This window comes from Ruminococcus sp. 5_1_39BFAA, from assembly GCF_964240875.1.
GTDB lineage: Bacteria > Bacillota > Clostridia > Lachnospirales > Lachnospiraceae > Blautia_A.
Map to the genome: position 1 here is coordinate 51,235 of NZ_CAXSVO010000016.1, position 22,595 is coordinate 73,829.

The 22,595-nt window shown below is 47.9% G+C and carries 25 protein-coding genes and 2 pseudogenes; 1 reads left to right on the forward strand and 26 read right to left on the reverse strand.

Translation table 11 applies throughout. The features are described from left to right. Positions 1 to 62: 62 nt before the first annotated feature. A pseudogene (locus ACESZH_RS15670) lies at positions 63 to 173 on the reverse strand (SpoIVB peptidase S55 domain-containing protein); the annotation flags it as partial. Positions 174 to 262: 89 nt separating this feature from the next. Then, positions 263 to 820, reverse strand: coding sequence for a virulence RhuM family protein (locus tag ACESZH_RS15675; protein ID WP_373217644.1), 558 nt, complete (start codon positions 818 to 820; stop codon positions 263 to 265). Positions 821 to 917: 97 nt separating this feature from the next. Between ACESZH_RS15675 and ACESZH_RS15680 the strand changes: the two genes are divergently transcribed. Then, the gene (locus ACESZH_RS15680; protein WP_373219934.1) at positions 918 to 1,091 is read left to right on the forward strand and encodes a hypothetical protein; all 174 of its coding nucleotides are present in this window, start codon (positions 918 to 920) and stop codon (positions 1,089 to 1,091) included. A 14-nt stretch (positions 1,092 to 1,105) separates the two neighbouring features. Here ACESZH_RS15680 and ACESZH_RS15685 read toward each other — a convergent pair. The 24 genes and pseudogenes from ACESZH_RS15685 to ACESZH_RS15800 form a co-directional block, all read right to left on the reverse strand. After that, positions 1,106 to 1,942, reverse strand: a pseudogene (locus ACESZH_RS15685) (DUF1016 N-terminal domain-containing protein); the annotation flags it as partial. After that, a complete protein-coding gene (locus tag ACESZH_RS15690) occupies positions 1,942 to 2,268 on the reverse strand; it encodes a helix-turn-helix transcriptional regulator (protein ID WP_373217643.1) in 327 nt (108 codons plus the stop codon). The pseudogene ACESZH_RS15685 and the gene ACESZH_RS15690, both read right to left, overlap by 1 nt. Before the next feature lie 211 nt (positions 2,269 to 2,479). Beyond that, the gene (gene spoIVB / locus ACESZH_RS15695; protein WP_373217641.1) at positions 2,480 to 3,682 is read right to left on the reverse strand and encodes a SpoIVB peptidase; all 1,203 of its coding nucleotides are present in this window, start codon (positions 3,680 to 3,682) and stop codon (positions 2,480 to 2,482) included. Positions 3,683 to 3,742: 60 nt separating this feature from the next. Then, the gene (recN, locus tag ACESZH_RS15700) at positions 3,743 to 5,431 is read right to left on the reverse strand and encodes a DNA repair protein RecN (protein ID WP_373217640.1); all 1,689 of its coding nucleotides are present in this window, start codon (positions 5,429 to 5,431) and stop codon (positions 3,743 to 3,745) included. 12 nt (positions 5,432 to 5,443) lie between these two features. Then, positions 5,444 to 5,899, reverse strand: coding sequence for an arginine repressor (argR, locus tag ACESZH_RS15705; RefSeq protein WP_373217639.1), 456 nt, complete (start codon positions 5,897 to 5,899; stop codon positions 5,444 to 5,446). Positions 5,900 to 5,967: 68 nt separating this feature from the next. After that, positions 5,968 to 6,828, reverse strand: a complete 861-nt coding sequence (locus ACESZH_RS15710) for an NAD(+)/NADH kinase (protein WP_373217637.1) — start codon at positions 6,826 to 6,828, stop codon at positions 5,968 to 5,970. An 11-nt stretch (positions 6,829 to 6,839) separates the two neighbouring features. Next, positions 6,840 to 7,652 carry a TlyA family RNA methyltransferase gene (locus ACESZH_RS15715; RefSeq protein ID WP_373217636.1) on the reverse strand — a complete coding sequence of 271 codons (813 nt, stop codon included), beginning with the start codon at positions 7,650 to 7,652 and terminating at the stop codon, positions 6,840 to 6,842. Continuing rightward, positions 7,649 to 9,511 (reverse strand): 1-deoxy-D-xylulose-5-phosphate synthase, encoded by a 1,863-nt coding sequence (dxs, locus tag ACESZH_RS15720; protein WP_373217635.1) that lies wholly within the window; start codon positions 9,509 to 9,511, stop codon positions 7,649 to 7,651. Before dxs ends, ACESZH_RS15715 begins: the two co-directional genes overlap by 4 nt. Before the next feature lie 13 nt (positions 9,512 to 9,524). Next, entirely contained in the window at positions 9,525 to 10,412 is an 888-nt protein-coding gene (locus ACESZH_RS15725) for a polyprenyl synthetase family protein (protein WP_373217634.1), read from the reverse strand. Next, positions 10,396 to 10,626 carry an exodeoxyribonuclease VII small subunit gene (gene xseB, locus ACESZH_RS15730; protein ID WP_373217632.1) on the reverse strand — a complete coding sequence of 77 codons (231 nt, stop codon included), beginning with the start codon at positions 10,624 to 10,626 and terminating at the stop codon, positions 10,396 to 10,398. The genes ACESZH_RS15725 and xseB overlap by 17 nt, the downstream gene beginning before the upstream one ends. Position 10,627: 1 nt before the next feature. Next, on the reverse strand, positions 10,628 to 11,833 hold the full coding sequence (xseA, locus tag ACESZH_RS15735) for an exodeoxyribonuclease VII large subunit (RefSeq protein ID WP_373217631.1): 1,206 nt from the start codon (positions 11,831 to 11,833) through the stop codon (positions 10,628 to 10,630). Then, positions 11,830 to 12,285, reverse strand: a complete 456-nt coding sequence (gene nusB / locus ACESZH_RS15740; protein ID WP_373217630.1) for a transcription antitermination factor NusB — start codon at positions 12,283 to 12,285, stop codon at positions 11,830 to 11,832. The genes xseA and nusB overlap by 4 nt, the downstream gene beginning before the upstream one ends. Positions 12,286 to 12,316: 31 nt before the next feature. Next, positions 12,317 to 12,703, reverse strand: a complete 387-nt coding sequence (locus ACESZH_RS15745; RefSeq protein WP_373217629.1) for an Asp23/Gls24 family envelope stress response protein — start codon at positions 12,701 to 12,703, stop codon at positions 12,317 to 12,319. Positions 12,704 to 12,780: 77 nt separating this feature from the next. Then, positions 12,781 to 14,370: a peptide chain release factor 3 gene (locus ACESZH_RS15750; RefSeq protein WP_373217627.1), complete on the reverse strand. Its 1,590-nt coding sequence runs from the start codon at positions 14,368 to 14,370 to the stop codon at positions 12,781 to 12,783. Between the two features lie 160 nt (positions 14,371 to 14,530). Then, the gene (locus ACESZH_RS15755) at positions 14,531 to 15,295 is read right to left on the reverse strand and encodes a SpoIIIAH-like family protein (protein WP_373217626.1); all 765 of its coding nucleotides are present in this window, start codon (positions 15,293 to 15,295) and stop codon (positions 14,531 to 14,533) included. Between the two features lie 11 nt (positions 15,296 to 15,306). Beyond that, on the reverse strand, positions 15,307 to 15,729 hold the full coding sequence (locus ACESZH_RS15760; RefSeq protein ID WP_373217624.1) for a hypothetical protein: 423 nt from the start codon (positions 15,727 to 15,729) through the stop codon (positions 15,307 to 15,309). Beyond that, the gene (locus tag ACESZH_RS15765; RefSeq protein ID WP_373217623.1) at positions 15,641 to 16,207 is read right to left on the reverse strand and encodes a stage III sporulation protein AF; all 567 of its coding nucleotides are present in this window, start codon (positions 16,205 to 16,207) and stop codon (positions 15,641 to 15,643) included. The genes ACESZH_RS15760 and ACESZH_RS15765 overlap by 89 nt, the downstream gene beginning before the upstream one ends. Next, positions 16,204 to 17,355 carry a stage III sporulation protein AE gene (locus ACESZH_RS15770; protein WP_373217622.1) on the reverse strand — a complete coding sequence of 384 codons (1,152 nt, stop codon included), beginning with the start codon at positions 17,353 to 17,355 and terminating at the stop codon, positions 16,204 to 16,206. The genes ACESZH_RS15765 and ACESZH_RS15770 overlap by 4 nt, the downstream gene beginning before the upstream one ends. Beyond that, entirely contained in the window at positions 17,352 to 17,738 is a 387-nt protein-coding gene (locus ACESZH_RS15775) for a SpoIIIAC/SpoIIIAD family protein (protein WP_373217621.1), read from the reverse strand. The genes ACESZH_RS15770 and ACESZH_RS15775 overlap by 4 nt, the downstream gene beginning before the upstream one ends. A 15-nt stretch (positions 17,739 to 17,753) precedes the next feature. Then, entirely contained in the window at positions 17,754 to 17,948 is a 195-nt protein-coding gene (gene spoIIIAC, locus ACESZH_RS15780) for a stage III sporulation protein AC (RefSeq protein WP_373217619.1), read from the reverse strand. A gap of 26 nt (positions 17,949 to 17,974) precedes the next feature. After that, entirely contained in the window at positions 17,975 to 18,493 is a 519-nt protein-coding gene (locus ACESZH_RS15785) for a stage III sporulation protein AB (RefSeq protein ID WP_373217618.1), read from the reverse strand. Next, the gene (gene spoIIIAA / locus ACESZH_RS15790) at positions 18,487 to 19,416 is read right to left on the reverse strand and encodes a stage III sporulation protein AA (RefSeq protein ID WP_373217617.1); all 930 of its coding nucleotides are present in this window, start codon (positions 19,414 to 19,416) and stop codon (positions 18,487 to 18,489) included. Before spoIIIAA ends, ACESZH_RS15785 begins: the two co-directional genes overlap by 7 nt. Positions 19,417 to 19,504: 88 nt before the next feature. Then, positions 19,505 to 20,668, reverse strand: a complete 1,164-nt coding sequence (locus ACESZH_RS15795) for a hypothetical protein (protein WP_373217616.1) — start codon at positions 20,666 to 20,668, stop codon at positions 19,505 to 19,507. Between the two features lie 64 nt (positions 20,669 to 20,732). Continuing rightward, the gene (locus ACESZH_RS15800) at positions 20,733 to 22,595 is read right to left on the reverse strand and encodes an ATP-dependent helicase (protein ID WP_373217615.1); all 1,863 of its coding nucleotides are present in this window, start codon (positions 22,593 to 22,595) and stop codon (positions 20,733 to 20,735) included.

A 22,595-nucleotide genomic window follows, 5' to 3' on the forward strand; every position in this document is an offset into this window, starting at 1 on the left:
AAGACTCTACGCAAATTTACTTAGAGTCTTTTTCGTGTACTGTCTTTTTGCTATGAATGATTTCACTGCTCCAGCATTGTTTCCGCAAAAATTTCATACCCGCTGGTAGAATCCTGAACAAAAACGTGGGTGACGGCGCCGATGAATTTTCCATTTTGTACCACGGGGCTGCCTTTGAAAGAATCATCTTTCTCTTTGCCGAACAGATCCGATTCATCTCCAAAGCGCATACTCTGAATCACCTCCATACATTCTTCATATTTCAGAACATATGTTGCTTCATTTCCTTTCGGCGAGTCATATTCTGGTGATCGTAGGAATCCAGCAGATCCAGTGCATTGCTATACTTTTCAATTACGGAAAGCACTTGTTTGCTGTCCAGTTCATTCTCCGTCCTTCTCATGATCCGTATCACTTCTCCCAGTTGTTTGATACGATTATCATTCACCGCATATCCTTGCAATATGTACTGTTTTAATACAGAGTTTGCCCAACGGCGAAATTCCACACCACGTTTTGATTTCACGCGATAACCGACGGAAATGATTACAGCCAGGCTATAGTATTCTATATTTCTTTCTACTTCTCGTTCTCCCTCAATTTGAACTGTCGCAAATTTTGCGACAGTTGAATTATCAGCAGATAATTCCTCTTTAAGTGCATTATTAATATGCTTACCAATTGTTTTTACATCTCTGTCGAACAACTGAAACATCTGATTCCGGTTTAACCATACCGTCTCGTCTTCAACCGTTACGGGCAATCTTACCTGATGGTCTTCCGCTTCAAAAAATACAATCTCGTTATTTCTCTGCATCATGCTCCTCCTTTTGCTCTCGATCAGTTTTTCGTACCTTATCTGATACTCGATCAGCCGGGTTGATAAACTTACACATCAGGATCTTGGGCAAATGCAGATGTATGTGAATTATTATGACAGATATGTGAAGCTGGATGATGAGAAATCCACTATAGGAATTTTAATAGTACGAATCCTCATCAAAAGTAAAACGTTTCTGTCTGGCTTCAAACAAATAGCCTTTCCCCATTTCAAGCGCATAACGCGTTCAATTCTCATTAAAATAAGATAATGTGACCACGACAAAATAAACGGCAGCGTATCTCCAAAAAGGCTAAACGTTGTTTCACTAATTCTGTCCCGATAGGTCAAATAAAATTTTCGTGCATTTTTCAGAGTATCCTCTAAGAATCCTCTCCCGTATTTTTCAGTCAAAGCAGCGGACAATTTTCTAATTATGTATTGCCCGTATTTTGCACGTTTTTCTCCTTGCTCTTTAACAATCCATTGCCCCAAAGCATAAACATGCTTAGATGGGAATTTTGCAATCCACAGGTTTCCTTTTTCATCCTTTACCGTAGCCTTGGGGCGAGCCCCTCCAAGAGATGAGCCAGGTGCTAAAAGCTGCCGCAGCCATTTTGTTTCCAATCCACTTTCATCATTTTCAAAGCCCCAACTGGCAGCTTCTAATGTACGCAATGTAGTCCAGGGAGGGGTTGCCAGTTCCTGATCGTCCGACAAAAATAAACCATTTTTTTCAGTTTTAAAACGTAATGCACCCATACGTGCTTTGTCATATACCCCCAATAGATAATCACTTTCGCCTAATTTCTTTGGCTTTCTGTCTTCTCTTCTGGCCAACTCAGCTTCTCTTCTCCGCATCAAAAGTCTTCCCCATCTGTCTGGACATGAATCTGCAAACACTCCGAACAGTTTTTTATCCATTGGTACATAATGTCTTCCGTTATATAATAACAAATCAGGATCCAAAAGATAATTTGCTGCTTGAGATGTTAGCCATTCTGTTTCATATTCAAAAGAAAATTGTTCTTTCCCTCTAATATAAGAAACATAGAGTTTTCCAATTAATTTCGGGTCTGATTCAGTCCAGTTTTCATAGACAAAAATTGTTTTTTCTTCCATTACGCTTCACTTCTTTCTTTTGGCGCACGTTTTCTGGTCACAAGTTCTAAATCCTGCAGCTTACGGCCAAGCTCATCATCCTTTGCTATCAGTAATAAATCCTTATCCAAATTGTTTAACGCATGTAATACTGCCGCATACATTCCAATCGCTACAGTAGGCGCTCCTTTCTCTATAGACCATAGAGTCGCACGACTAATTCCTGCGCGTTCCGCGACCAGTTCTGCTGATAATTTTCTTCGGAGCCTGGCTAATTTGATTTGTTCTCCCATCTGTTCCAGAATCATTTCTGTCTGCGGCGTAATAGTAACTGATTTTTTACTCATCTCCCTCTCCTCCCATCTCTCATATCTTCTATAATAATATACAAAAAATGTTATATTTGTCAAATTTATTAAACATTATTGCATTTATGAAATACATAATGTCTGAACAGTTTTAAGTTCTGGCATTTTTTAATGTCACCATAGAGAAAAAGACTCTACATAAATCTACTTAGAGTCTTTTTCGTGTACTGTCTTTTTGCTATGAATGATTTCACTGCTCCAGCATAGTCTCCGCAAAAATACCATACCCGCTGGTGGAATCCTGGACAAAAACGTGGGTGACTGCTCCGACGAATTTTCCATTTTGTACCACGGGGCTTCCAGACATTCCCTGAACAATGCCCCCGGTGACTGCCAGCAGTTCCTCATCCGTTATGTGTATGACAAAGCTTTTATTCGTATCCTCATGATTCATGTCTATTTTGGTGATTTCCGCGTCGTACTCCCGGACGCCGTCCTCCACACAGCACAGGATCGATGCGGGACCGATCTCCATTTCCTGTTTATAGCCCACTTCCATCTGCCGCAGGGAGATTCCTTCTCCCATATTTCCCTCATATTCCCCGTAAATTCCATTTTCGCTGTTTGACGAAATAGTGCCGATGACATTTTTCGGCTCATAGCGGATCAGGCCGGAAAGCTCGCCGGGGCTTCCCTTGCTGCCCATCTGGATTCCCAGTATCTGTGCCCGGTAAAGGGCGCCGCCTTTAATATTCAGAAGCTCTCCGGTATCCACATCGCTGATGCCGTGTCCCAGTGCACCGTATCTGCCCTGACTGTCCACATAGGTCAATGTGCCGATTCCCTGGGTGTCATCCCGCACCCAGATTCCAAGCTTATATTTTCCCTGTGTGTCCTTTACAGGGGAAAGGGACACGGGAATCGTCTCGCCGTTTCTTACGATCTCAAGGGTTACGTCATCGCCGTCAAGCCCATCCAGATCCTTGATCAGTTCTTTTTTCGTGGAAATCTTCTGCTCATTAAATGCCACGATGTAATCGCCGGGCTTTACGATATTTTTAGCCGGCTCCTTTGTTTCTCCGCCTTCTGAGAGGATTTCTCCCGTATCTATGATCAGGACACCTTCTGTTTCCATATATATGCCCACAGTACTTCCGCTGACAAGAATGCTCTTTCCGTCCGTAGGAACTACCTTTACATCTTTAATGGGCACAAGCCCCAGCAGCTTGCACGGCAGGAGATAGCTTCCCTCGCCGGAAACTGTGATCGCATCATCAAAGGTGACAAAAGGGCGTTCCAAAAGCATTTCTACATTTTGGCTCCCACCCTTTGCCACATGGATCTCATCCGGTATTTTTCTGTCCAAATACTGGTAACCCAGCACTGCCATTGCCAGCAAATCAAGTCCCAGGCACAAAAAAAGGAACCTTCTGTATCTTTTCTTTCTGTCCATTCTCACCACATCCTTTTCTTCTGTAATGGATTATCCTCCCTTAGTATGTGGTGAAAAGATTTATTTCAGTCTTGTATTTTTATGTACCTGTGCCAATTCTTTCATCTCTCTGGCATTTACCAGAACAGCGTCCGTAATCTCTGCGCCGCCCAAAAGTCTTGCCAGCTCTCTGATAGAAGCATCCTCCGTCAGAGTGTGGATCTGTGTTGCGGTCTCCGCGCCCTCCACATGCTTTTCAATCTCAAAATGGCAATCAGCCATAGCCGCGATCTGCGGAAGATGCGTGATGCACAGCACCTGATGATGCTGTCCGATGACCGCCATTTTTTCGGAAACCTTCTGCGCGGTCCGTCCGCTGATTCCTGTATCGATCTCATCAAAGATCAAAGTCTCAATCTGATCCCGGTCAGCCAGGATTGCTTTAAGCGCCAGCATGATTCTGGAAAGCTCGCCGCCTGACACGATCTTACCCAAAGGCTTCAGACTTTCTCCCGGATTGGTAGAAATCCGGTATTCCACATCATCAAAGCCATTGTCCGTAAAGCCTTTTTTCTTATTAAATGCAATGGAAAAATCCACATCCAGAAAATTCAGGTCCTTCAAACCTTCAATTACTTTGCCTTCCAGTTGTTTACTATATTCTTTGCGGATTTCTGATAAATCATTCGAATACTTCTCCAGAATTTTTTCCGCTGCTGCCAGATTTTCCTGCGACTTCCGGAAAATTTCTTCAAATTTTTGCATTTTTTCCAATTTTTGCTGCTGCCTGTCCTGATAAGCAAGAATGTCACGGATATTTTGCCCGTATTTTGCCTTCAATCCGTTGATCAGGTCAAGCCTTCGCTCCGTTTCATAGAAAACCTCCTGGTCAAAGGTCATATCATCCATATAGGACGACAGCTCCCTGTTAAAATCATTGAGAAGGCTGTCCACTTCTCCCAGCGTATCAGCCAGTGAATTCAGCTCCTCGTCAAACTCTGTCACCCGTGCCAGTTCACGGAGGGCATTTCCCACCATGTCTCCGGCACCTTCTCCCTCGTATCCTGTCATTCCATGAATACTTTGGAGGGAATCAATGATCCTACGCCCGTTGGAAAGCCTGCGGTACTGTTTTTCCAGTTCCTCATCCTCCCCTTCCCGCAGAGCTGCACTTTCGATCTCATTGATCTCAAATTCCAGGAACGCCATCTCACGGTTTCTCTGTTCTTCGTCCATGTCCAGGGACGCAAGCTCTGCCCGGCACTTTTTGTACTCTTTATAGGCATCCCGAACCTTTTCCCTGGCAGGCTGAATTTTTTCCTTTCCATAGGCATCCAGGATCTCAAGCTGCTTATCCTGATAAAGCAGGGACTGATGCTCATGCTGTCCGTGAATGTCCAGCAGACAGGCTGCTGCTGCCTTCATCTGTCCCATGGTAACCGTTTCCCCGTTTATCTTATTGATACTCCTGCCTTCCATTATTTTGCGCGACAAAAGCACCTGACCTTCCTCCGTGAAAATGTCAAGTCTTTCCAGTGCCTCTTTCGCTTTTGGATTTTCTATCTGGAAAAGAAGCTCCACCAGCCCGTAGGGAGCCTTTTCCCTGATCATATTTTTGGAAATTTTTCCGCCCAGAATGAGCTGCATGGAGCCAAGCAGGATCGATTTTCCCGCTCCGGTTTCACCTGTCAGAATGTTCAGACCTGGTCCGAATTCCACTTCGATTTCTTCTATCAGTGCAAGGTTTTTTACGTGCAGATGAACTAACATGGTTGCACCTCCTTACTTCTGTTCCAGGATATGACGGAGCTTCTCCATCACGCCAGCGGCAAACTCTGCGGTTTTGCAGGCGCACATAATGGTATCGTCCCCTGCAATGCAGCCCAGAAGTTCAGGCCATCTCAGAGCATCCAGCGCAGCGGCAACCCCCATTGCCATTCCCGGCACGGTCTTCACCACCACAAGATTCTGTCCCGCATCCACGGAAACCACCGCGTCACGCAAAACTCTTGTATATTTATCTCCAAGTTCCGGCACAGCATCCTTCAAAATAGCATAACGGGACTTTCCGTCCTTTCCTGCTACCTTTGTCATTTTCAGAGCGCGTATATCTCTGGAAACCGTGGCCTGTGTCACCTTGAAGCCGGCATCGTTAAGCCTGGCCGCAAGCTCCTCTTGTGTGTCAATATCATATTGATGAATCAGTTCAATAATCTTTTCATGTCTCGCTAATTTCACAACCAAACCTCCCTGCCGTCCCTTCTCAGTCAGACGGCCAGCCTGCAGGGGAGCTCCCTGACGGCCCATTAACTGTCTCGCATCTTCTGTCTCAATACCTCTACAAAGCTTAAATGGTTCAGCTTTAGTATTTTTGTTTTTACGTCAGCCTTTCGTATCACAATCCGGTCTCCTGTCACCATATGGATTACAGAGTCCCCATCAAAGGATGCAATTCCCCTCTCACAATCCTGATGACGCCCTTTTCCCATTTCCACCGTGATCACATCCTCTTCGGGAAAAACGATACTTCTTGTGTTTAGCGTATGAGGCGCGATCGGTGTCATAATGGTCATGGACGCATTTGGGGAAACGATCGGCCCACCTACGGAAAGGCTGTACCCTGTGGAGCCAGTTGGCGTGGAAATAATGATTCCATCCGCATTGTAGGAATTCAGATATTCGTTGTTGACGAAATTCATGAACCTTACAACACGCAGAGGACCTTCTCTTCCTATTACGATATCATTTAACGCAATATCCTCTCCGATCACCGTTTCGCCCCGGTAGACCGTACCGGTAAGCATCATCCGCTCCTCCACCTCGTAGTTATCCTGCATCAGCTTATCAAGCGCGCCGTAGATTGACTGCCTGTCAACCTCTGCCAGAAAACCCAGATTTCCCAGATTGATTCCCAACAGAGGGATCTCCCTGTGCACCACATCCCTGGCTGCCTGAAGAAGCGTTCCATCACCGCCCAGAACGATGATGCACTGTGTTCCCTCCGGGATCAGCTCCGGGTTTGTATAATGGTAAGGTCCCTCCACCTTTCTCACCGCCTGCTGAACCGGGCATTCCTTTCCCTGCTTCTCCAGGTATGTTACAATGGCATCTGTAAATTCCAGATTTTTATCTTTTTCGCTGTTCGTAATGATATAAAACTTGTCCATAATCTGTACCTTTAAGTATCAAGTTCTCCGTGGGCAGCTTTTACCACGTCCTCCACTGTCACAGACAGGCTGTCAGGAACCTCCGTTCCTTCTGCCCGTTTCTGTAAGTGAAGGAGATATTCAATATTCCCTTCCGGTCCCTTAATGGGGGAAAAGGATAAATGCTGTGGCTCAAGGCTGATGCTCATAGCATAATCCCGCACCTTTTCGATCACTTCACGGTGCACGGCTGGGTCCCGGACTACACCTTTTTTTCCCACTTTTTCCCTTCCAGCCTCGAACTGAGGCTTAATGAGACAAACGATCTCACCGTCCTCTGTCAAAAGATTTCTCACAGGAAGCAATACCTTTGTGAGAGAAATAAAGGATACGTCAATGGATGAAAAGGCAGCCGCCTCCTGGATATCCTCCGGGAGTACGTAACGGATATTCGTCTTTTCCATGCACACCACCCTTGGATCATTGCGCAGCTTCCAGTCGAGCTGACCGTAGCCCACATCAATGGAATAGACTTTTACTGCGCCGTTCTGCAGCATGCAGTCCGTAAAGCCTCCTGTGGACGCACCTACATCCATGCACACCTTATCCTTAAGACTTACGTCAAAGTTTTTCATTGCCTTTTCCAGCTTCAGACCGCCCCGGCTTACATAGGGCAGGGTATTTCCCCGCACTTCTATCTTTACAGTATCGGCAAACATGGAACCTGCCTTGTCCTCCTTCTGGCCGTCCACGTACACATCGCCGGACATAATATATGCTTTTGCTTTTTCTCTGGAGGGAGCGAGCCCGCGCTCCACCAGCATCATATCCAATCGTTTTTTCATGCTTTTTTATACTCCTGAATGGCCTGTACAATGGCCGGGGCACTAAGCCCGATTTTCGCCCGCAGGCTGTCCACTGCGCCATGGTCCACAAAACGGTCCCAGATGGCGATGGGAAGAACCCGGCATTCCGGATGACATGCTTCCATATACGCACATACGTGCTCCCCGAAGCCGCCGCTTTTTACATTTTCCTCCACAGTCACAAACAGCTCATGGTCCTGTGCCAGCTCATCAAGCATATCCGTATCCAGTGGCTTTACAAAACGTGCATTCACAAAGGTCGGGTCATATCCAAGGTCCAGAAGCTGCCTGTAGACCTTTTCACAGATCTCATTCATGCTTCCAAGTGCCAGAATCGCCACCCCGGTTCCCCGGTAAAGCACTTCGCTTTTGCCCTGCTCGATGGGGCTTTTGAATTCCTGCAGCCCCTGATATGCCGTTCCCCTGGGATATCGGATGGCAAAAGGACCGTCTCCCCTTACCGCAAACCGGAGCATTTCCCCAAGCTCCCAGTCATTTTTTGGTGCCATGAGGGTAAGGTTGGGCATCATGCTCAAATAAGAGATATCAAAATTTCCCTGATGGGTTTCCCCGTCCGCTCCCACAAGTCCTGCACGGTCCACTGCCAGAACCACATGAAGCTTCTGCATACAGACATCATGAAGGATCTGGTCCACTGCGCGCTGCAGGAAAGAGGAATAGATGGCAACCACCGGAATCACGCCCCCGAGGGCAAGACCTGCCGCAAAGGTAACGGCGTGCTCCTCTGCGATCCCCACATCAAAAAAGCGGTCAGGGTAAGCCTTTCCAAAGCTTTTCAGTCCCGTTCCCTCCGGCATGGCAGCCGTGATCGCCGTAATCTTTTTATTCGTTTTACCCAATTCTACCATGGTCTTGGACAAAACATCCGTATAGGAGGGCGCCTTCTTTTTTTCCAGGCTCTCCCCTGTGGCGATCTCAAAGGGTCCTGTACCGTGAAAACGGTCAGGATGCTTTCTGGCAGGCTCGTAGCCATGTCCCTTTTCTGTCAGCACATGCACCACCACAGGTCCCTTTACCCGTTTTGCCTCGTTAAACAGCTTCATCATCTGACGCATATTATGACCGTCCACAGGTCCCAGATAGGTCAGACCCATATTCTCAAACAGCATTCCCGGAATAAAAAGCTGCTTGATGCTGCTCTTTGTCCTGCGCACCGTGTCTACCATAGCCGTGCCTATTCTCGGGATCTTCTTTACTGCTTTTGTGACGCCGATCTTCATCCCGGTGTATACCTCTGCCGTACGAAGGGCGCTGAGATAATTTGACATGCCGCCAACATTTTTGGAAATGGACATGTCGTTGTCATTGATCACAATTATAAAATTTGTCTCCAGCTCAGCCGCATTGTTCAGCGCCTCGTATGCCATACCGCCTGTAAGGGCGCCATCCCCAATGACGGACACCACATGATGCTTCTGGCCCAGCAGATCTCTTGCCCGCACGTAGCCAAGCCCTGCAGAGATGGAGTTGGAACTGTGTCCGGCATCAAAGGCATCGCAGTCGCTTTCCTTTCGCTTTGGAAAGCCGCTTAAGCCTCCCTCTTTTCTCAGCGAGACAAACTCATTTTTTCTGCCCGTGAGTATTTTATGGGTGTAAGCCTGGTGTCCTACGTCCCAAATCAGCTTATCTTCCGGAAAATCCATCACATTGTGCAGAGCAAGCGTCAACTCCACTGCCCCGAGATTTGAGGCAAGATGCCCGCCTGTTTTGCTCACGGATTCAATCAAAAAGCTTCGTATCTCATCCGCAAGCTGCTCAAAATCTGCCAGAGGGATTTTATGAATATCGTTAGGCTTTTTTATTTTTTCCAGAATCATTTGTATCCTTCTTTCACTTCCTGCGCCCTACAAGCTCATGGATCAGAACGTTCAGGAATTCATTTTTTTGATTCAGTCCTTCCAGAATAGAAACCGCCTCCCCGGAAAGCTCAGCAACCTTACGGGATGCCGTTTCAATTCCCATCAGTGTCACATATGTGGTCTTATTGTTTTTTTCATCGCTGTGGACAGGCTTTCCAAGCTCTTCCCCTGTACTGGTCACATCCAGGATATCGTCCTGGATCTGGAATGCCAGCCCGATGTTTTTGGCAGCCTTCTCGATCAAATCCGTTTCCTCATCCGAAGCACCCGCCAGAATCGCACCGCACATCATAGATGCCTCTATGAGAGCCGATGTTTTATTTTCATAAATATAGTCCAGCATATCCTTTTCCATGGGCTTGCCGTCGTTTTCCACATCCACGCTCTGGCCTCCCAGCATTCCGGATATGCCCGTTTTTCCAGCCATCACCTTAAGGGCCTTTATGATTCTGTCCGTGTGATCCGACAGATCAAAAGCCTGCAGCATTACCTCATAAGCATAATTCAAAAGCGCAACACCGCTTAAAACGCCCATTGCCTCCCCGTAAACCTTGTGAGTCGTCAGCCGTCCCCTACGGTAATCGTCATTATCCAGCGCCGGAAGATCGTCATGGATCAGCGAATGGGTATGGATCATCTCCATAGCTGCCATAAAAGGCTCCATAACCTTTTCCTGTCCGCCGAACAGACGGTAGGTTTCCTGCATCAGCATAGGACGGAGGCGCTTTCCTCCCGCCAGTATGCTGTAATTCATCGCCTGCGCCATCTTCCCTGCAAAGCCGTCCTCCCCGGGCAGATATTCCCGGATGACAGCCTCAATCTCTTTTGTCCTGTTGTTTAATTCATCTTTGAAATTCACTGAACGTCCCATCCTCATTCATCTGCAGCATCTTTTTCTCCACCGTATCCAGCTTTTCGCTGCAATACTTCAGAAGCTCCATTCCCTTTTTGTACAGGGCAAAGGAATCCTCCAGGGAAGTGTCCCGGTCCTCCAGCTTTTCTGCGAGAACATCGAGCTGCGCAAAGACTTCCTCAATGCTCTCTTCTTGTTTTTTGTTTTCTGTCTCTGCCATATTACCGTTCTTCCCTCCTGATACTGCTAACCTTTGTCTCTATGGTTCCGTCTGTCACGGAAATCCGCAGCACATCCCCTGTTTTAACCTGGGAAATGCTTGTCACGGTTTTCCCTTTTTCGTCTGCAACGTAGGAGAATCCCTGATTCAGCTTTTTCAGCGGCGAAAGGCCCGAAAACCTTTCCAGATAAAGCTCAAGGCTGTACCGCGCCCGCTGAAGCTTTTGCTCCATGGCTCCCTGCAGGGTATCCTCCATATCCGCCAGAAACTGGCGTTTTTCCCGAAGCCTTGCTTCAGGGCTTAAATACTGCATCCGGACCTGATATCTTTCAAGCCTTTCCTGAATCAGTTCCAGTTTTCCGCACATGCCGCGGCGCAGCCGTTCCCTGTAAGAACCGACTGCCTCAACAATACTTCTATAATCGTCAACTGCAAGCTCTGCGGCAGCCGACGGCGTAGGCGCCCGTAAATCTGCCACAAAATCCGCAATGGTAAAATCTGTTTCATGACCCACCGCCGAGATCACAGGGGTGCGGCATTCAAATATAGCCCTTGCCACGATTTCCTCGTTAAAGGCCCATAAATCTTCTATGGAGCCGCCGCCTCTTCCTACAATGATCACATCTACACCTGCCTCGTCCAGCATCTGGATTCCCTTTACGATGCTTTCCGCTGCTCCCTGTCCCTGCACCAGGGCAGGATAAAGGATAAGCTGCAGGTATGGATTTCTGCGCATGGAAATATTCCTGATGTCCTGGATGGCCGCTCCTGTGGGAGCTGTCACAATTCCCAGCCGCTTAATATATTTTGGAATGGGCTGTTTGAATTCCTGGGCAAACATTCCCATATCCTCCAGCTCCTGTTTTAATGCAAGGAATCGTTCATAAAGCGCCCCGGCGCCCTCCAGGGTGATCTCTTTTGCGTAGAGCTGGTACCGTCCGTCCCGCTCATACACATCAACCGTGCCGCCCACGACCACCTTATCCCCGTCCTTCATGCGGAAGGCAAGTCCCCGCCTCTGTCCCGCGAACATAACGCAGCTTAGGGTTCCTGTTTCATCCTTCAGGGAAAAATAAATGTGACCGCTGGTATGGTACTTACAATTCGAGACTTCTCCTTTTACATAAATCTTCTGTAAGAAATAGTCCTGGGTAAACATATTTTTCACATAACGGTTTACCTGCCCTACAGAATATACATTGTTCATACTGTCTCCGTCTCAGACTTCGTTTCGTCTTTCGTTTCGTCTTTTGTCTCCCCGGCATTTGCGATTTTGCCTAAAATACCGTTTACAAAGGAGCCGGAGGCCTCGCCGCCGAATTTCTTTGCCAGTTCCACTGCCTCGTTTATGGCCACTCCTACCGGCACATCCTGGTCGTACCCGATCTCATAGGCAGCCAGGCGCAGCGCAGTCAAATCCACGCGGTTCATTCTCCTGGTTCTCCACCCGTGGCTGATCTCATTTAACTTTTTGTCGATTTCCTCTATATGTTCCATGACATGGGCATATTTTTCCTGAATATATGCTCTGTCCTTGTCCGTAATTTCCTCTATTTCATCGAGATAGATTTCCTGCTGCTCCTTCATCTCATTCTGAGAATTGAACTCTGTCATAAAAAGCAGCTTAAATATGTGCTCTCTCTGTTCCCTTCTTCGCATTGTTCCCTCCTATATAGAAAAAAGGAAAGGTTTACTTTCCTTTTTCATTCTCCATATCTACGCTGGCAATGTGGATATTCACATCAGCCACTTCCAGTCCGGTCATGTTCTCAATGGAAGATTTTACTTTTTCCTGAACCTTCTTGCTGGTTTCCAGAATGTTTTTGCCGTATTCGATATTCAGCGCCAGGTCAACGGTCACAACACCGTCCAGCACCTCTACCTTCACGCCCTTGGATAGATTCTTCATTCCAAGTTTTCCCACCAGCTCATTGGTAATGTTTCCAGCCATGGAAGCAACGCCTTCCACCTCTGTTGCAGCAAGTCCTGCGATGATCGTTACCACATCATCTGCAATGTCCACTTCACCGATGCCTTCTAAATCCTGTATCTTATATGTTGTTCTCTTCTCTGCCATAAAAAACCTCCTGAGGTTAAAATATTCTCCAGTGCTTTACGTAATATTATACCAAAGCAGCCAATAAATTAAAAGTGTTATTTGCTGAATTCTGTTAATATTAAGTCCGGATTTCTGTCCTGGGTCATGCCCACACTCCAGGCATTGACAAACAACAGAAGCGGATTTCCTTTCAGGTCTGTTACCTTCTTCATATCGGAGGTTCCTACGATCTTGTCCACCTTTACCTCGTCCTTGTTTGCGATCCAACGGATATGCTCATAAGGCAGATTTTCCAGACGGATCTCCACATTATATTCATTTTCCAGGCGGAATTTCAGAACATCAAACTGCAGCACGCCCACTACGCCCACAATGATCTCCTCCATGTTTCCGTAAAGCTCCTGGAATATCTGGATAGCACCCTCCTGGGCAATCTGGTTGATCCCCTTCACAAACTGCTTTCTCTTCATGGTATCCAAAAGCCGCACTCTGGCAAAATGCTCCGGTGCAAAGGTGGGGATTCCCTCAAACTCAAATTTTTTGCCCGGGGCGCAGATCGTATCTCCAATGGAAAAAATGCCCGGGTCAAACACGCCGATAATATCTCCCGCATATGCTTCGTCCACAACATGACGCGATTCCGCCATCATCTGCTGTGGCTGCAAAAGACGCATCTTTTTATTTCCCTGCACATGGTAAACCTCCTGGGAGGCGTCAAATTTTCCGGAACAGATACGCATAAAGGCAATCCTGTCCCTGTGCGCTTTGTTCATATTTGCCTGGATCTTAAACACAAATGCGGAAAAATCGTCGTCCATAGGCTCAACCGGACCGCAGTCTGCCAATCTGGGCAGCGGTGATGTGGTCATGGACAGGAAATGCTCCAGAAAGGTTTCCACACCAAAGTTTGTCAGCGCGGAGCCGAAAAATACAGGGGTCAGTTCCCCTTTGCTTACCATTTCCTGGTCAAATTCCGCACTTGCCCCGTCAAGAAGCTCAATCTCCTCAAACAACTGCTCTCTCTGCTCCTCATCCATTACCTGGGAAACGCGGGGATCATCCAGAGCGATCTCCTCAAAATGGCCTTCCTTCGTACCCTTCTGGGTATCGGAAAAGGTCAGTATCTTTTCCGTATTGCGGTCAAACACGCCGCGGAATTTCTTACCTGAGCCGATGGGCCAGTTTATAGGACAGGTGGCGATCCCAAGCTCCTTCTCGATCTCATCCAGCAGATCAAAGGTATCGTTGGCATCCCGGTCCATTTTATTGATAAAAGTAAAAATGGGGATGTGTCTCATCACACAGACTTTAAACAGCTTTCTGGTCTGGGCCTCCACACCCTTGGAACCGTCAATCACCATGACTGCCGAATCTGCTGCCATCAGGGTACGGTAGGTATCCTCTGAGAAATCCTGATGTCCCGGTGTGTCCAGAATATTGATGCAGTATCCGTCATAATGGAACTGCAGTACAGAAGAGGTTACGGAAATACCTCTCTCCTTCTCAATCTCCATCCAGTCAGATACTGCATGGCGGGCCGTCGCTTTTCCTTTTACGCTTCCGGCCAAATTGATGGCTCCGCCATACAGCAGGAACTTCTCGGTGAGGGTGGTCTTACCCGCATCCGGGTGGGAGATGATGGCAAAGGTTCTTCTTTTTTCTATTTCTTTCGTATACTTAGACACGGCTGGCCTCCTGTGATATATTTTCGTCCTTATCTGTCCAGTGCCCCTCAAAGACTGCTTCCTGAACAGTGATATTTATTTATCCAATCATTTACAGCATTCCTATTCTAGTATATGCACGCCTTTACTGTCAAGGGCTAATCGGCTGCTGTTTTGCCTGCTAATCGTAAATTCCGTCTGTTTCGATCTCATAACCATCCCATACGTCTGCGGATGTTTCGCTGTCCTCAGCATCGCTTCCCGTATCAGGCATCATCTCATCCTCTTCCTGACTGATACCAGCATCCTTATTCACTGTCTCGTCTGCACTCTGGCTTAAAGGCGTGATCACAATGCTTTCCGGTGCGATTCCGGTCTTTCTCTTTACAATATCCTCAATCTGGGCGCGCTTTGCCTCCTCCAAAAAGGCATCCGGAACCACCACATCAGCAGTCTCTCCGGTCAGATTGACGATCACGTTTTCAAATCCCTTTGCCTCCAGAAGCAACTCTGCTGCCGCCTCCTTTTCCGTCAGCTCCGCCATGGTAACCATGGAATTAATAGCCTCCTGCTTTTTATCATCCCCAATGTCCTGGTTGTTGATGATATCCTGAAGATCCGCCTTGTTCTGGGAACGGATCTGTTCTCTGGACAGCTTCGCCTGTGCAGCAAAGTTGGATGCTCCTGTAAGTACGGCTTCCCCCGGTGTGCTGGCATCCTGGCTTTCCACCTCTGAGGTAAGACCATTTGCCCCGTTCTCATCCAGAAGGGCTGTTTCATCTGTCAGATCGTAGTCCACATCCTCCAGAATACTGCTGCTGTCCGTACTTGCCGTCTTATCCTTAAAGCCCAGATCCACGTCTGCAAAATTCAGATATCCGGCTACTGCGATCAGAACCGCCAGCGAGGTGATGATCACCTGATTCTTTTTCAATATTTTTTTCACTTTTCCTCTCCTCATTTCATTTTCATTACTTTAATTTTATGGGCTTCCACCTGAAATAATGCCATGACAGCCTGCACAATATTCTGGGATACCACGCCATTATCCGCTCCCTGTGCAGCAATCAGGACTCCTGTGATCTTTTCCGTCCCGGAATGATAGAATTCCCGGGAGTCATTGTCCTCTCCAGTCATGAGAATGACCTGCACCTTTCCCACTCCCTCCACACTGGAAAGAAGGGCCTCCAGCTTTTCCTCCAGCTCCGTCTTGCTGATATTATCCTGCTCTTCTCCGGTTCCTGTCAGAAAACTGCGTGCCGACCCCGCACTCTCAGCTTTTTCTTCCTTTTTATCCGACACCGGAAGGGCGATCACGGTCAGAAGCAGCCCCAGAAGGAGCAGGATCACCCACTGCCGGCTGCCCATCCTGCGCAGCACGGATTTCGCAGTCTCCTTCACTGATTCCCCACTCTGTTCCAAGTGCATCCTTAATCCCCCTCTCCTGCTCCTCATCCGGCATCTCATTCATCCAAAGAGTAAGCTCCAGCCTCTCCCCTTCTATATGTACTTCTGCCTCTGCCGCCTGTATGCCTTTCTCCTGCAAATTTTCCAGAATTTTTTTTCCGATTGCTTCCTCATAGCCTTTTTCCAGATAAACCTTCTGAAGATTTTCCAGATTCTGCTCTTCCCGATAGTTCTCCTCCATTTCGTAAAAAAGCCGGAAGGATTCCGCCGCCTCCCGGCTTTTTCCCAGGATCGCCGCTGCCGGCGCACACATCATAAGAATGAGCAGAAGCCCCATGAAAAAGCGGACATACCGCTCATACTGTCCTGTTGGCACAAGATGGAGCATGGTACTCAAAAGGATATAAAAAACTGCCAGACATTTCATCCAGTCATAAACTGCTTCTTTCATACTCCCCCTCCAAAGCTTGCCATCAGGATCACAAAGGTCAGCATAAACAACACCTCTGCTGTCAAAAGGATACGAAGGAGCAGAGCGCAGCCTTCCCCCATTGTGGACAGACAGCCTACCATACGCTTGTCCGATACAGGCTGTGCCACAGCCGCCAGAAAACGGTATGCCAGAGATATCAGCCCGTAATGGATGACCGGAGAAGCTCCCACCAGCACAAAAGCCACCAGCGCCGCTGCTCCCAGACAGTTTTTTACAAGTACTGCACTTGTCACCACCAGCTCTGTCACCATATTAATGGCATTACCCACAGCAGGAATGGCGCTTGCTGTCTTGCCTATGGCTGTCCGCTTTAAGGAATCCATCACCGGGGCGATCAGCCCCCGCACCACCTGAAGGCCCACCACCAGCCCCAGAAGGGACCGAAGTCCCCATCCAATTGCCGTAAGAAGCAGCTCTGCCATTTTGCCCAGCATGTCCTCCCTGGACAGATGGTTTACAAGCCGCATCAGAATGTACAGATTTACCCCGGGCAAAAGCACTGTGAGCAAAATCCACTGCACCAACCACACAAGGAGAAGCACGCCCTGATAAAAAACAGATGCCGTCGCCGCTCCTGAAGCTGCTGCCACCGCAATAAAATAGGCGGGCGACAAACCCTTCATAAAATCTGTCATCCAGTTCAGGTTCGCAGCCAGCGAATCGCTCAGCTCCCGGAAGGAATCCATGAGGATCATAAACAAAAGGAGATAAACCATATAAAAGCTCACCTCCCCGATCTGCCCATTGTCAAACACAGAAATAAAATTGGCAAACACTGCCCCGATCAGCACAAGGAGAAGCACCCGGAAAAATGTCTCCTTCTCCTGCGCGATACGGCTAAAAAAAAGGCTGTACAGAAATTCCTGCACCGCCTCTTTTGAAAATACCTCATCACCGCTGACCAGCCCCTTCAAGGCTGCTGTAAATGAAAAGCTGTCTTTCCCCAATGCCTCATCCAAAAGGGACTGAACCTGGGAAAAGTCCATATCCCCCATTATCTCTGCCGTAACGCCTTCGGATACCCCGGAATCTTCCTCTGCCCTTACAGGCACGCACAGAAACACGCAGATCCATACTGCCGTCCAAAACGTAAATTTCCATCTCATGCCAGAAACTCCTGAATCGTCTCAAGCAGCGCCACCAGCACAGGCATGCTCAAAACCATGATGGAAAGCTTGCAGAACAGTTCGATCTGCGCGCCTGTTGCCGGATATCCTGCATCCTTGCAGATTCCCGAAGAAAACTGCCCGATATAGGTAATACCGATCATTTTGATCAGGGTGGCAATATAACCGCTCTCCACCGGAAGGCTTTTCCGGATCTTTTCAAGTGCCTCGAAAAGATAAGCAAGCTTTCCCACTGCAAGTCCCAGAATGATCAGACCGATTCCCAGAGTAATAAAACAGGCGTATTCCGGCCTGGTGCTTTTTAACAGAAATCCAAGCATCATACCGCACACGCCCAAAAGAGAGATTTTTACAATATCCATTTGTTTCCCAGCCTCCTACAGTTCAAACAACTGCTTGATACTGTCAAATAATTCATAGATATATGGCACGATCCAGAATAGAACCACCAACAGCCCTGCCAGGCTTACAAGAAAAGCCTGTTCGTCCCTGCCGCTGTGCTTGAGAACCTGGGACAAAACGGAGACCAGAATTCCTACCGCGGCAATTTTAAATATAATACTGACCTCCAATAGCTCCTCCTTTCCTCTTGGCTCTGTCACCAAACCAGAACTGCCAGAAGAATTCCTCCTAAAATCCCCAGACTTTGATACACCTTCTTTTTGCCGGGTATTTCCTCCTGCAGTGCCCTGATGTGTTCCGAAAGTTCCTCCTCATAAAGGGTAAGCTGCTTCACCTGCATGGAAATATCAAGATATCCCAGATGCTCTCCCAGGGAAAAAAACTGCTCTCTCTCCTCCTGCTTCAGTCCCAGTCTTCCCAGATATTCCTCTGCACACTCCCGGAAAAGCTCGCCAAAGGGCTTTCCCGTTCCGGCTCCCATTGCTTTTGCCGTATAGATGAGAAAAGCCCGGTAGTCCCCTGCCATTTTTCCCGCCGCTCCTGTAAAAGCGTCAGAAAGGGAGGCACATCCATAACGGATCTCTCCCTTTAACAAAATGACCATCCTCAGTATCTCCTTCAGGGCCCGCTCCCGCCTGGTAAGCTCCATGCTTTTACAAAGCCCCAATCCTGTTCCTGCAAAAATGATCAAAAAAATCCCTGCCGCTTTCAGCATAAATTCCCATTCCTGTCAAAAATCCCCTGCACAATTCCTGCCCGTTCACCTTTTCCCAAAAGGATGTAGCGCTCGAAAATGCGTTCCCGGACCAGCTTGTAAAAAAAGGGCTGATTCAGCACATCCTCCAGGGAATTGCCGTGAGCTGTGGCAATCAGTTTGCATCCGCAGTGGATCACCGATTCCACTGCCTTAAAATCCTCTTCCTTTCCCAGTTCATCTACTGCAACCACTGCAGGCGACATGGAGCGGATGAGCATCTGCATTCCCTCTGCTTTCGGACATCCGTCCAGTATATCTGTGCGCATTCCCAGATCGTTCTGCGGCACGCCCTGATAGCAGCCTGCCAGCTCGCTGCGCTCATCCACCACTCCCACTGTCAATCCGGGTATATTTTTCCTGCCATTGCTGAGCTGACGGATGATATCGCGTAGCAGCGTAGTCTTTCCGCACCGCGGAGGCGACACGATCAGTGTATGCGCCACCCAGTCCTTCCTTTGTATGTAAGGCATCACCGCATCCGCACAGCCCAGGATCTGATGAGCCAGACGCACATTGATGCAGGAAATGTACTTCATGCCCCGGATGCAGTTCCCGTCCAGAATGACCTTTCCCGTCACCCCTACGCGATGCCCGCCCTGAACGCTTAAAAAGCCCTGGCGAACCTCATCCTCATAGGCATACAGGGAATATCCGCTTACATACTCTAGGGTTTCCTTTAAGTCTTCTCTTGTTACAAGATACTTGTTTTCTCCTTTGCTGTTCAGGAAGCACTCTCCTCCGTCATAGGTAAGAAAAAGAGGCCGTCCCACCCGCAGGCGTATCTCATACACTTTATCATAATCAAGTTCTGCGTCCATCAGCAGCTTGCGGATATTTCCCGCAAACAGGTTCTGAATCTGATTCGCGTCTATCTGTATCACCTCTTTACACTAAAATATATGTGGACAATCCTGTTTTAGTACCACGATTATTTTCAACATAGAAAAGGCAAATGCCGCAGCCTCCCTTTTAATCCCTGAAAAGCCGGGCATTTGCCCATTTCGATTCATATGTCTCCATTTTCGGCAGACTTAATTTCAGTACCCTGTCCACAATATTGACGGATGCCGCACTGTAGGCATAGGCTCCTGATTCAAACAATACATACAGGTCATCGCCCTCCACAAAGATCTGCTCCATCCGTTCCGGAAAGCGGTAGCTCTTTGCGGAGTTTTCATCCACATACAGCCGCTTATCCGACTTTTCATAGAACACAAGCCTGGAAGGCAGAATTCCATAGGAATGGGAAAGCAAAAGCTTGTTCTCGTAAAACGCCATTCCCTGTGCCTGTTCCGATATGGTGGAATAGTCAAGTGGAATCGCCATCTCAAAGTTCATGCCCAGACCCTCATCTATGGTATTGATCAGATTTCCGCTGCCATCGACCGGATATCTGGCAATGGCGCTCTCCGAATATTTCATAAAACATCCCACATACAGGCAGCCCTCATAAAAGGTCATAAAGGAATCTCTCACGATTCCGTAAAGGCTGCATACCTGATTTACGGTAATGGGTCTCTGGCTCTCATCGTAATCGTATGCTTCCAGCGTATCCATGGTGATGCTCACCGCCTGAGCCAGCTCCTCTGTATTGGATGAGTACCACAAAACCTCGTGCTCACTGTCATACGCCAGTCCACCCACATGAGGCTGACCCGGAAGGATCACTTCCTTGATGAAGCGGTGCGTTTCCTTGTCCACTACGTAGATGACCGAGTTATGCTTTTCCGTATGGCAGTAAGCGCTGATCAAAACATATTTATCTGTAACCGCCAGACCCTGGGGTGTCATGGATGTGCACACAGCAGGCTTATCACCTTCGCTGGTTAGCAGGGTTCTGGTGGATTTCAGTCCTGGAATGATATAGGTTCCGTATTCGATTTCTTTTTTTCTGTCCTCAAAGGCAAATGCGACAAGCTCCTCCTTTTGGGACAGCATCTGAATCTGTCCGTTCAGAGTATACACTGCGGCATCCCTGTTGGTGACTGCGCTCTTTGCCGGACGCTCTGTCTTTCCTCTGTAGATAAATGCGTAAGAAGCAAAGGAACCTGCAAGCACCAGTACCATAAGGAGAAGCTTCAGTGCAAAGCTTCGGATCAGCCTTTTCATCCTTCTGTTTATTTTTTGTCTCACGGTTTTCGTCCTTCGAATTGATAGACTTAACAACGGGCTTTATTATAATCGATTTCCATTCGGTTTACAAGATAGGTTTACCGGATTTCTTTTCCCTATTCAAAAGCCCTGCCTCCTCCAGAAATCTGGATGGATCCCGTTCCTTTTCAAACTGGCGTTTCACATAGCATAACGTCAGCTCCTTTTTCGCTCTTGTCATTCCCACATAAAAAAGCCGTCTCTCTTCCTCCAGCGCTTCCTGCAGAACTGCTTTTTTGTAGGGAATGCTTCCCTCATTTACGTTCATGATATAGACCCTGTCATATTCCAGTCCCTTAGAAGCATGCAGGGTGGAAAGGGTCACGCCTTCCCTCTTTACCTCCTGCTTCTTTGCCTGTTCCGCAAGCTTTTTCGTATAAGCCTCTATGTACTCCTCCCATTCAGAAAGAGACTTCATTCCTTTCGCACTCTCCTGGATGCGTTCAAGAACCTCCAGAAGCTCCTCCGGCTTCATCCGGCGATAATCGGCATATTCCCGCAGATATTCCTCATATCCCATTCCCTTGCGTATAAAATTGATCGCCGCGTAGGGATTCAGGGTGGCAAGAATCTTAAGATGGGTTTCCAGCGTGGTGATCCTGTCACACATCCAGTCTTTGTCCTTATAATACTCCTGCAAAGCTTCAAAACGGATCTGCGGTTCTGTCAGTGCATCCCTGGCAATATACCTGTTAGGACGGTTCATGATCTCCAGAAAGGTCCGCCTGCTTCTGTCTCCTGCTGCCATGGCCAGATAAGCCCGCAGATTTCTGCATATCCAGTGGCGGAAAAGATTTGGAAGCTGCTCCTTCATGGTAAAAGGAATCTGATATTCCATCAGCGTTCCCACCAAGCCTTCCGCTTCCTGATTGGTCCGGAAAAGAATGACCGTATCCTCCAGGTTTTCCCCCGCCTCCAGCCTCTGCTTTAGTTTTGCTGAAACCGCCAGATATTCCTCACGGGGATTTTGAAATTCCCGCAGGCATACCGGCTTTCCCTTCTCATTTGGCGTAGACAGCTTTTTAGAAAACCGCTTTTGGTTGCAGCTTACCACCTTCATGGCAGTGCTCAGGATATTTTCACTGCAGCGGTAATTGACATCCAGAAGGACGGTCTCAGCCTCCGAATAGACCTTTTTGAAATTCAGCATGATCTCCGGCCTTGCGCCCCGGAAATGGTAAATAGACTGGTCGTCATCCCCCACAATAAACAGGTTATTCTCCGGCGCTGCCAAAAGACGCACCGTGTCATACTGCAGGTGGTTGATATCCTGAAACTCATCCACCATAATATAACGGAATTTTTGCTGCCAGGCCTGCCGGATATCCTGCCGCTGGGACAAAAGCTGGTAGCAGCATAAGAGCATATCGTCAAAATCCAGTTTTCTTTTCTGCCGCAGCGCATTGCGGTATCCCATAAAAATCCGGCGGAAAACCTCATCGGAACAACAGGAGGCATAGTAGTGTTCCAGGGATATCCTGTTTCCTTTTACCACACTGATCTCCTTTGCCACCTCTTCCAGGAAGTCCCCTTCCTGCGCCATATCCTGACCGTATTCCATCGTCAGTTCCTTCAGGATCCCATATTTTTCTTCCTCTGACAGAATGTTTCCTGCCCCTAATCCGTATGCCTGCTTCAAAATCCCGTAAAATACGCCGTGAAAGGTTCCGAATGTCACATCGCTGCGCGGTATTTCCATAAAACGCAAAAACCGCTCCTTCATTTCTCTTGCCGCCGCTTTGGAAAAGGTCACAACAAGAATAGAGGAAGCGGGAATCTTCCCCTCGCGGATCAGATATGCAGTTCGTTCCACGACTACGGATGTTTTCCCCGAACCGGGGCCTGCCAGGACCATCATTGGCCCTGACAGGTGAGCGATTGCTCTTAATTGAGATGGATTTTTTTTCAT